This window comes from Cryobacterium sp. 10I5 (assembly GCF_035019865.1).
GTDB classification, from domain to species: Bacteria; Actinomycetota; Actinomycetes; order Actinomycetales; family Microbacteriaceae; genus Cryobacterium; species Cryobacterium breve_A.
Window position 1 is genome coordinate 1 of record NZ_JASJVI010000109.1, and the last position, 9,716, is coordinate 9,716.

Sequence of the window (9,716 nt, forward strand, 5' to 3'; positions counted from 1 at the left end):
ACGCCGACTCCCCCGCGACCCTCTTCTCCACGGCCCGGCACGAGGACCGCACCGACGACCCCGACGACACCCTCGTCTTCGACCGGGTGCTCCGATTCCGCGGCCAGCGGGTCGCTGCCGTCGTCGCCGACACCGTCGCGATCGCCGAGGCCGCCTGTCGCCTCGTCGAGGTCGAGTACGACCTCCTTCCCGCCGTCTTCGACCCGGCCCTCGCCGCCGAGCCCGGCGCCCCGCTCGTGCACGGCGAGAAGGATGCCGTGGCGAGCCGCGTCGCCGATCCCGCCCGCAACCTCGTGGCCGAGCTGCACGGCGAGTACGGCGACCTCGAGGCCGGTCTCGCCCAGGCGACCCACCTGGTCGAGGGCACGTGGCAGACCCAGCGGGTCGCTCACACCCACCTCGAGACCCACGGCACGATCGGCTGGCTCGAGCACGCCGGCACCCCCGAGCAGCGGCTCGTGCTGCGGACGAGCTCCCAGGTGCCGTTCCTCGTGCAGCGCGAGATCTGCCGCGTCTTCGACCTCGACCCGGCCGCGGTCCGGGTCTTCACCGCGCGCGTCGGCGGCGGGTTCGGCGGCAAGCAGGAGATCCTCACCGAGGACCTCGTCACCCTCGCGGTCCTCGCGACGGGCCGCCCGGTGCAGTACGAGTTCAGCCGCGCCGACGAGTTCCGGGTCGCGCCCACCCGGCATCCGATGCGGGTCGGCGTCACCCTCGGCGCGACCGACGACGGTCGCCTCACCGCGCTCGCTCTCGACGTGCTCAGCGACACCGGGGCCTACGGCAACCACGGCCCCGGCGTGATGTACCACGGCAGCTCCGAGTCAGTGAGCCTCTACTCCGTGCCCAACAAGCGAGTGGATGCCCGCAGCGTCTACACGAACAACCTCCCGTCCGGCGCCTTCCGCGGCTACGGCCTCGGCCAGGTCATCTTCGGTGTCGAATCAGCGCTCGACGATCTCGCCCGCGACCTCGGGGTGAGCGCCTTCGACCTGCGCCGGCTGAACTCGGTGCGGCCGGGAGACCCCCTCGTGGTCACCCACGTCGAGGGCGAAGACCTCATCTTCGGCAGCTACGGCCTCGACCAGTGCCTCGACCTCGCCGAAGCGGCCCTCGCCCGCGGTAACGGCACGCCCGTGCCCGATGGACCCGAATGGCGGGTCGGCGAGGGCATGGCGACCGCGATGATCGCAACGATCCCCCCGCGCGGGCACTTTGCGCAGGCATCCGTCACCCTGTCTGACGACGGCCGCTACGCCGTGCGCGTCGGCACCGCCGAGTTCGGCAACGGCACCACGACCGTGCACACCCAGCTCGCCGCGACCGCCCTCGGTACGAGCCCCGACCGCATCGACATCCTCCAGTCCGACACCGACACGATCGGCTACGACACCGGCGCCTTCGGCTCCGCCGGCGTCGTCGTTGCCGGCAAGGCCGTGCTCGGTGCGGCGACCGCACTCGCCGCGCTGCTTCGGCAGGCGGCGACGGATGCCCGCCCCGGCACCCCCGCGGACGCCTGGCTCCTCGAGGCCGATGGTCTCCGCTGCGGCAGCACCCTCGTCCTCCTGACCGAGCTCGCCGCGCGCGCAGCGACCGGCCCGCACGCGAGCGGCGCGACCAACGCTGCGCCGGCCGACACGGTTCTCCGCGGCACGAGCTCTGAGGACGGCGCTGTGCGCTCGGTCGCCTTCAATGTGCAGGCCTTCCGGGTCGCCGTGAGCACCGTGACCGGCGAGGTCCGCATCCTGCAGTCGATCCATGCGGCGGATGCCGGTGTCGTGATGAACCCGGCGCAGTGCCGCGGCCAGATCGAGGGGGGCGTGGCCCAGGCGATCGGAACCGCGCTCTACGAAGAGGTCCTCCTCGACGGCGAGGGCACCGTGACGACGAGTGTGATGCGCAACTACCATGTGCCCCTTCTCGCGGACCTGCCCGTCACCGAGGTGTATTTCGCCGAGACGAGCGACGACCTCGGCCCGTACGGAGCGAAGTCGATGAGCGAGTCGCCGTACAACCCGGTCGCCCCTGCGCTCTCGAACGCGGTCCGCGACGCGATCGGCATCCGCCCGTACGAACTGCCGATGTCCCGAGACCGCATCTGGCGCCTGATGCACCCCTGAGGGTCACCGTTCCGGTCAAGAGCGCCCGTTGCGCCGGCACCTCTCGACCGGAAAGGTACCCCTCGCTACGCGGGCGGGAGTGCGGGCGAGGCGAGCAACAGGTGGTACGCGTCCGGGCCATGTCCGACCCGGAGGTGCCGGGTCTGGATGAGGCCCGCGCTCTCGAGGGCGGCGGTGATCTCCTCGGTGGGGCGCACCCGGAAGCCGTGCTCGACCACGGGCATCCGCTGCATCGCGGCCGGGTCGAACACGCCGACGACGAGACGGCCGCCGGGCCGGAGCACCCGCGCGAACTCCGCCGCCGCCCGGCCGAGGTCGGGCAGGAAGTAGAACGTGTTGAGGGTGATGACGCCGTCCAGGCTCGCGTCCGCCTGCGGGAGGCGCTCCATCGACGCCTCGAACAGCGACAGCCGACCGGCGGTGAGGTCGTCGCGGAACCTCCGATGCGCGCCATCCACCATGGTCTCCGACTGGTCGACTCCGTCGACGTGCCCGTCCGGTCCGACCGTGTCGAGCAGCAGCTCGATCCCGACACCGCCCCCGAACCCGATGTCGGCCAGCCGGGCATCCGGTGCGGCTTCGAGCGCGTTCACGGCGGCGCGGATGATTCCCCGGTTGCGTCGGTTGAGCATCCGCCCGACCAGTCGGCCGCGCCAGCCGCTCGGATGCCCGAGCTGGGCGGCCAGTGCCTTGAGCACCGGGGCCGGGGTCTTGAGACTGCCCATCGGCTTGCGGTTCTGTGACGTCTCCATGCCAGGAACAGTAGCCCCGAGCCGGTGCGCCCACTACGGGCGCGGTCCCGTCGCGCGCGCGGGTTGATTGCGGCCCCGGGTTGTGGTGCGCACCACTTGCGCCGCTCCGCGCCAGGCACGCATCGCGCGGAGCGGCGGAAGTGGCGCGCAACTCAGGAGTGCGAGCGTGAGGAGGCTCGCGGGGCGTTCGAACCGCACGGCCCACCCAACCGCTCGAGCGTGACTAGGCCCCGGTGCGGCTCTCCATGCCCATCCGGCGCAGGACGAGGTTCTCCACCAGCTGGGCGACCCCGTACAAGACGATGGACACGAGCGTGATCGCCACGACGGATGCCCACACCTCGTAGTTCTTGACCTGGGCGACCGCGATCACGATGCCGTGGCCGAGTCCCTGCCCGGTCGAGAGCCACTCGGCCAGGAGCGCACCGGTGATCGCGCCGGGGATCGAGATCTTGACGGCGGCGAAGAACGACGGCAGCGAGCTCGGCAGCGCCACCTTGCGCAGCGCCGTGAAGGCGTTGCCGCCGTAGACGGCGATGACGTCGTTGATCTGCGGCGACGAGGACCGCAACCCGAACGCGATGTTCACGAGCGCCGGGAACAGCACCACGATCGCACCCATCACGACGACGAGGCTCGGCCCGCGCCCGGTGATCAGGCTGATCACCGGCACGAGCGCTACGAGGGGCACTGACCGCAGCAGCAGGGCGATCGGCATCAGCGCGCTCTCGATGCCGCGCGACAGCGTGAACGCGATCGCGAGCACGAGGGCGACGACGAGGCCGGCGACGAAGCCGAGGAAGGCATCCCCGAGGGTGACCGTGAGGTTGGTCAGGATCGTCGTGCGATTGACGGCTGCGTTCGGAACGGTGAACAGCCAGTTCCAGACGTCGAGGGGTCCCTTCGCGATGAACGGCGACACCCCGAGCAGCAGGATCAGGCCCTGCCAGGCGACGAGCACAATGACGAGGGTGATCAGCCCGGTGAGGGCGGAGCGCCCGACCACGGCGCCCAGGCCGCGGACGACCTTCGCGGTGCTCGGCGGACGGGCCGCCGACATGGTTTCGAGGGCCATCAGGAGCTCCGTCCCGTCAGCCATGGTGTCGCGAGCCTGCTGATCAGCCCGAAGAGGCCGTAGCCGAGCCCGGCGAGGAGGCCGGCGACGAGCGCGAGCCCCCAGACCCGGTCCACGTTCGCCGCGGATCCGGCAGCGAGCATCGCGATGCCGAGGCCGCGGTCGACGCCGCCGAGGTATTCGCCGAGGATCGCGCCGAGCAGAGCGGCGGGGGCCGCGATCTGCAGTGCGGAGAGCACGCTCGGCAGCCCGGCCATCAGCCGCACCTTGCGCAGCTGCATGAAGCGTCCGCCGCCGTAGACGCTGACGAGGTCGAGGCTCGCGGGGGTCGCGGCCTTGAGACCGACGAGGGAACCGACGACGGTCGTGAAGAACACCGACATCGCCGCGAGGAAGATCGCGGTGCCGGAGAGTTCACCGCCGCGCGGGGCGCCGATCACGATGTAGGCGATCGGGCCGATCGCGACGATCGGAATGCAGTAGGTGATGACCGCGATCTGCAGGGCGACCTTCTCGATCCGCGGAACGACGAGCACGAGGCCGGCGAGCACGAGCGCGGCCGCGTTGCCCCAGAGGAACCCGACGGATGCCTCGCCGACGGTGATCGACACGTGGGACAGGTAGAACGCCCACCCGTCGGAGATCAGCTGGGCGACGACGGCGCCCGGCGTCGGGATCGCCCCGCCCGGCACTGTCCCGATGCCGCGGAAGATCGTGGTCGCACCGAGCCACCACAGCACGATGACGGCGGCGACGCCGATCAGCCCGGTCGCCCAGGCCGGTAGCGTGCGGAACGTGGCGAAGCCGCGCATCAGTCCGTCTCCGCCACGGAGAGGGCGTCGGGGCTGAAGAGCAGTTCGGAGGCGCGGTCGTGCAGGGCGTGGAATTCGTGGGAGCGCATCATGTCCGGATGCCGCGGGCGGGGCAGGTCGATGTCGATGACCTCCTTGATGCGGCCGGGGCGGGGGCTCATCACCGCGACCTGGTCGGAGAGGAAGATCGCCTCCGAGATGCCGTGCGTGACCATCATCGTGGTCGCGGGCTTCTCGGTCCAGATCCTGAGGAGTTCGATGTTGAGGCGCTGGCGGGTCATGTCATCGAGGGCGCCGAAGGGCTCGTCGAGCAGCAGCACCGAGGGCTTGAGCACGAGGGACCGGGCGATCGAGACGCGCTGCCGCATCCCGCCGGAGAGCTGGGCCGGCTTAGCGTGCTCGAAGGCGGTGAGGCCGACCAGCTTGATCAGTTCGGAGACATAGTCCTCGTCGACGGGCATCCGCGCGACCTCGAACGGGAGCTTGATGTTGCCGCGCACACTGCGCCACGGGAGCAGGGCCGCGTCCTGGAACGCGATGCCGAGCTCGTGGCCGCTGCGGAGTTCGGCCGGGCTCTTGCCGTCGACCATCTCGGTGCCGCTCGTGGCCTCTTCGAGGCCGGCGAGGATCCGCAGGATCGTGGACTTGCCGCAGCCGGACGGGCCGAGCAGGGACAGGAAGCTGCCCTTGTCGGTGTGCAGGGTGGCGTCTTCGAGCGCGGAGACTTCTTTCCGGCCCACGGTGAAGACCTTGTGGAGCCCGGAAATGTGGAGACCGGTGCCCAGAGCGTTGCTCTGGACACCGGCATCGGTCGTACTCACAGGGTGTATTCCTTTACTGGGCGTCGTCGGCCGCTTTCGGGGCGGCCGCGTTTCGATGTGCCTGCGTACTGCGGGTGCTGCGTACTACTGGTGATGCGTACTGCGGGTGATGCGTTGTGACCTGGTGGGGGAAAGACCTACTTGGCGTAGTTGACCAGGTCGGGGTTCTCCGCGTAGACCTCGGACAGCAGGCTCATGTCGAAAAGCTTGTCGGCCGTGATGGTGACACCGGCGGCAGCGAGCGTCTTGATGCTCTCCGACTGCAGCTTATCGCTGATGGTGAACAGGCCGTTCTTGGCGGTGTCGTCGCTGACGATGAGGTCGGTCGACTGGATCGTGGCCTGCTTGGTCTCCTTCGCGATGGTGAGGCCGAGGTCTGCGCCGTACTTGTCGATCGTGAGCTTGGCGGCGGCGGCGGGGTCCTTGATGGCGGCGGCCCAGCTCTTGATCTCGGCGATCAGGAGGCCCTTGAGCTTCGCGCGGTCACCCGAGATCTCCTTGTCGGAGGCCGTGAAGGTCTCCGCGACGAACGGGAGACCGTTGTCGGCGAGCGGCAGGTTGACCGGGCCGAGGCCCTTGAGGTCGGCGTCGATGCCCTCGTTGGTGAGGTAGGAGAACCAGCCGTCGACCTCGCCGTTGAAGAGCGGGGTCGGGTCGTACTCGACCGGGACGGTGGTCAGCGAGGTCGGGTCGATGTTGTTGACCTTGAGGAATGCGTCCCACAGGCTCTGGTTGCTCGCCTGCACGCCGATCTTCTTGCCCTTGAGGTCGGCGAGCGTCTTGATGTTGCCCACCTTCGCGAGGGAGAGGATGGAGAACGGGTTCTTCTGGTACGTGGCGCCGATGATCTTGATCGGGGCGCCCTCGTTCGCGATGACGGTTCCGGTCGAGATCGCGTTTCCGATGCCGAGGTCGACGGTGCCGGAGATGACGCCCGCTTCAGCGGATGCCGGGCCGGCGATGAGGTCGACGGAATCGAAGCCGGCCTTGGTGAAGTCGCCGTTGGAGTCGGCGAGGAACTCGCCCATGAACTCGGTGTTCTTGATCCAGGACAGCTGGATGCTCGCGGTGCCGAAGGATGCCGGGCCGGCGGAGGCCGAGGAGGCGGGCGTTGAGCTCGTCGCGCAGGAAGTCAACGCGATGGTCACGGCCGCAGCGGCGGCGACGCCCTGCAGGATACGACGGGCGGGACGCCCTGCCGGTGAACGGTGTGCTGTTAAACCTTGGGTCCGGGTCATGAAGCTGTTCCTCTCGATGGTGCTCGTGGGGTGCCGTTGGGGGTGCCGTCAGGGAAAACGGCTGCTGTGATACCGTGCGGCATACGTGCGGGTTCCCTGAATTTAGACCCCGCAGATGACGCTGCGACCTCGACAGTGTTTCCGTCGTGTTGCAGCATTCTGGGTGCCCGTCGCGGGAGGAAAAGTGCATCTGCCGCGTGATACGGTCACGGCGTCCGCCCGAAAAGGAGCCCCGATGCCGTCCGTTACTGAGCCTACTGCCGCGTTTGTGTCCGGATTGCCCAAAGCAGAGCTGCATGTGCACCTCGAAGGCACCCTCGAACCCGACCTCAAACTCGCCCTCGCCACCCGCAACGGGATCGATATCGGCCAGTCGACGGTCGAGGAGGTGCGCGCGAGTTACGCCTTCGACTCCCTCGCGAGTTTCCTCGCGGTGTACTACCCCGCAATGAACGTGCTGATCACCGAGCAGGACTTCTACGACCTCGCCACCTCGTACTTCCGCCGTGCCGCCGCCGACGGGGTGCGCCACGTCGAGGCGTTCTTCGACCCGCAGGCGCACACGTCCCGCGGTGTGCCCTTCGAAACCGTGATCACGGGGCTGCACCGTTCTGCAGCGGATGCCGCCGGTTACGGCCTCTCGGCCGAGCTGATCCTCTGTTTCCTCCGTGATGCATCCGCTGAGAGCGCCCACGAGACCCTGTCGGCCGCGCTGCCCTACCGCGACCTGATCGTCGGGGTCGGGCTCGACTCCGACGAGCGCGGCAATCCCCCGGCGAAGTTCGCCGAGGTGTTCCGGCTCGCCCGCGAGGCCGGCCTCAGGCTCACGATGCACTGCGACATCGACCAGGTCGGCAGCATCGAGAACATCCGCCAGGTGCTCGGGGAGGTCAGGGTCGACCGGATCGACCACGGCACGAACATCCTCGAAGACCCGGCACTCGTCGCCCTCGTTCGGGAGCGCCGGATCGGCCTGACCTGCTGCCCGGTCTCGAACAGCTTCGTCACGGCGGACATGAAGGCGCGGGAGATCGTCGAGCTGCTCGGCCTCGGCGTGCTCGTCACCCTCAACTCCGACGACCCGGCCTACTTCGGCGCCTACGTCGCAGACACCTACACGGCGTTCGCCCGGCAGGCCGGCGTCGGCAGGGACGAGCTCGTCCAGCTGGCCCGCAATTCCTTCGAGGCGAGCTGGCTGTCCGACGCCGACCGGCAGGGATACCTCTCCGAGATCGACGACTACCTCGCGGCGAACCCGGCCTAGTCGGAGACCGGGCCGGGGCCGGGGTATTCGTCGACCCCGGTCCCGGAACGGCCGGGCGCGGGGGCGCCCGCGGGGGTCGTATTACGGGCAACCGACCGGCATGTGACGATCGCGTTTCGAGAGTCCCGATTGGCGTCCCGAGGCCCTGATTAGGGTGTTTGCTAGACCATCTGGTCGGCCTCACGGCCGTGGATTCCAGCAGGCAGGAGGACCGATGCGCGAACGAGTCGACCGGGTGATCCGGGCGGAAGCCGTGCTCACCCCTGCCGGATTCGCGCCGGGGGCGGTGACGATCACGGGCGGGATCGTCACCGCGATCCTGCCGGTCGACGAACCCGTCGAGACGCGACCGATCGCAGAGTCCGGCCTGCACGACGGCGGGGCCACGGACATCCGTTTGCCGAAGGGCCTGGTTCTTCTGCCCGGCCTCGTCGACACCCACGTGCACGTCAACGAGCCCGGCCGCACGGACTGGGAGGGCTTCGCGAGCGCCACCCGCGCCGCGATGTTCGGCGGGGTCACCACCGTGATCGACATGCCGCTCAACAGCATCCCGCCGACGACGACGGTGCGCGGCCTCGAGCTGAAGCGTGCGGCCGCCGGGCCGCAGTCGAGCGTGAACGTCGGTTTCTGGGGCGGGGCGGTCCCCGGCAACCTCGGCACACTGCACGAACTGCACGCGGCCGGCGTGTTCGGGTTCAAGGCCTTCCTCTCCCCCTCCGGCGTCGATGAGTTCCCAGCCCTCTCCTCAGCGGAGCTCCTGGCGGCCGGCGCCGAGATCGCCGCGTTCGGCGGCCTGCTGCTCGTGCACGCCGAGGACCCCGCCGAGCTCGACGCGGCCCCGCCCGCCCACGGGCGCTCATACGCCGGCTTTCTCGCGAGCCGCCCACCGCAGGCCGAAGCGAGCGCGATCGACCGGGTGATCGACGCCGTGCGCCGTACCGGCGTGCGCGCGCACATCCTGCACCTCTCGGCGGCCGCCGCACTGCCGCGACTGCGGGCGGCACGGGCCGAGGGACTCCCGATCACGGTCGAGACCTGTCCGCACTACCTGTCCTTCGCCGCGGAGCAGATCCCCGACGGGGCGACCGCCTTCAAGTGCTGCCCGCCGATCCGGGACGCGGCCAATCAAGAGCTGCTCTGGGAAGCCCTCCTCGACGGCACGATCGACCTCGTCGCTTCAGACCACTCGCCCGCGACCGCCGAGCTCAAGCTCGGCCACGGCGGCGACTTCGGCCTCGCCTGGGGCGGCATCTCCGGCCTCGAACTGAGCCTGCCCGCGGTCTGGACGGCCGCCCGCGCCTCCGGGATCGGCCTCGAGCGCGTGCTCGGCTGGATGTCCGCCGCGACGGCACGCTTCGCGGGCCTGCCCGGCAAGGGGACGATCCGGCAGGGGGCGGATGCCGACCTCGTCTCCTTCGCGCCGGAGGAGTCGTTCACCGTCGACGTCAGTGCCCTGCAGCACAAGAACCCGGTGAGCGCGTTCGACGGCGCGACACTCCGGGGCCGGGTGCACTCCACCTGGCTCGCCGGCACGCTCGTGCACGAAACCGGGCCTTCGGGTGCCGGAGTGACCGGGGTCACGTCGCCCGCGGCATCCGCCCCACCGGAAGACCCGCCCCGAGGCGCCCTGC

At 69.8% G+C, this 9,716-nt stretch carries 8 protein-coding genes; 3 read left to right on the forward strand and 5 right to left on the reverse strand.

Features of this window, described 5'->3' with window-relative positions; translation table 11 throughout:
- Nucleotides 1-2,120 (forward strand): xanthine dehydrogenase family protein molybdopterin-binding subunit (locus QN350_RS17620; RefSeq protein ID WP_323516982.1); only part of this gene is annotated, 2,120 nt, incomplete at its 5' end.
- A 65-nt stretch (nucleotides 2,121-2,185) separates the two neighbouring features.
- Here the strand turns inward: QN350_RS17620 and QN350_RS17625 are convergent.
- The 5 genes from QN350_RS17625 to QN350_RS17645 form a co-directional block, all read right to left on the reverse strand.
- Nucleotides 2,186-2,872 carry a class I SAM-dependent methyltransferase gene (locus QN350_RS17625; RefSeq protein WP_322139603.1) on the reverse strand — a complete coding sequence of 229 codons (687 nt, stop codon included), beginning with the start codon at nucleotides 2,870-2,872 and terminating at the stop codon, nucleotides 2,186-2,188.
- A 223-nt stretch (nucleotides 2,873-3,095) separates the two neighbouring features.
- Nucleotides 3,096-3,971, reverse strand: a complete 876-nt coding sequence (locus QN350_RS17630; protein WP_322139602.1) for an ABC transporter permease — start codon at nucleotides 3,969-3,971, stop codon at nucleotides 3,096-3,098.
- Nucleotides 3,947-4,759 (reverse strand): ABC transporter permease, encoded by an 813-nt coding sequence (locus QN350_RS17635; RefSeq protein WP_322139601.1) that lies wholly within the window; start codon nucleotides 4,757-4,759, stop codon nucleotides 3,947-3,949. Before QN350_RS17635 ends, QN350_RS17630 begins: the two co-directional genes overlap by 25 nt.
- Nucleotides 4,759-5,580 carry an ABC transporter ATP-binding protein gene (locus tag QN350_RS17640; protein WP_322139600.1) on the reverse strand — a complete coding sequence of 274 codons (822 nt, stop codon included), beginning with the start codon at nucleotides 5,578-5,580 and terminating at the stop codon, nucleotides 4,759-4,761. The genes QN350_RS17635 and QN350_RS17640 overlap by 1 nt, the downstream gene beginning before the upstream one ends.
- A 137-nt stretch (nucleotides 5,581-5,717) precedes the next feature.
- Complete coding sequence (locus QN350_RS17645) at nucleotides 5,718-6,818, reverse strand: ABC transporter substrate-binding protein (protein ID WP_322139599.1); 1,101 nt, start codon at nucleotides 6,816-6,818, stop codon at nucleotides 5,718-5,720.
- 235 nt (nucleotides 6,819-7,053) lie between these two features.
- Between QN350_RS17645 and add the strand changes: the two genes are divergently transcribed.
- Together add and allB are read left to right on the forward strand one after the other, a co-directional pair.
- Nucleotides 7,054-8,082: an adenosine deaminase gene (gene add / locus QN350_RS17650; protein ID WP_322139598.1), complete on the forward strand. Its 1,029-nt coding sequence runs from the start codon at nucleotides 7,054-7,056 to the stop codon at nucleotides 8,080-8,082.
- Nucleotides 8,083-8,296: 214 nt separating this feature from the next.
- Nucleotides 8,297-9,716 (forward strand): allantoinase AllB (allB, locus tag QN350_RS17655; RefSeq protein ID WP_323516984.1); only part of this gene is annotated, 1,420 nt, incomplete at its 3' end.

Coding starts and splice junctions, on each gene's coding strand:
- QN350_RS17625 (WP_322139603.1), bottom strand. CDS start 2,872: ATGGAGACGTCACAGAACCGCAAGCCGATGGGCAGTCTCAAGACCCCG.
- QN350_RS17630 (WP_322139602.1), bottom strand. CDS start 3,971: ATGGCTGACGGGACGGAGCTCCTGATGGCCCTCGAAACCATGTCGGCG.
- QN350_RS17635 (WP_322139601.1), bottom strand. CDS start 4,759: ATGCGCGGCTTCGCCACGTTCCGCACGCTACCGGCCTGGGCGACCGGG.
- QN350_RS17645 (WP_322139599.1), bottom strand. CDS start 6,818: ATGACCCGGACCCAAGGTTTAACAGCACACCGTTCACCGGCAGGGCGT.
- add (WP_322139598.1), top strand. CDS start 7,054: ATGCCGTCCGTTACTGAGCCTACTGCCGCGTTTGTGTCCGGATTGCCC.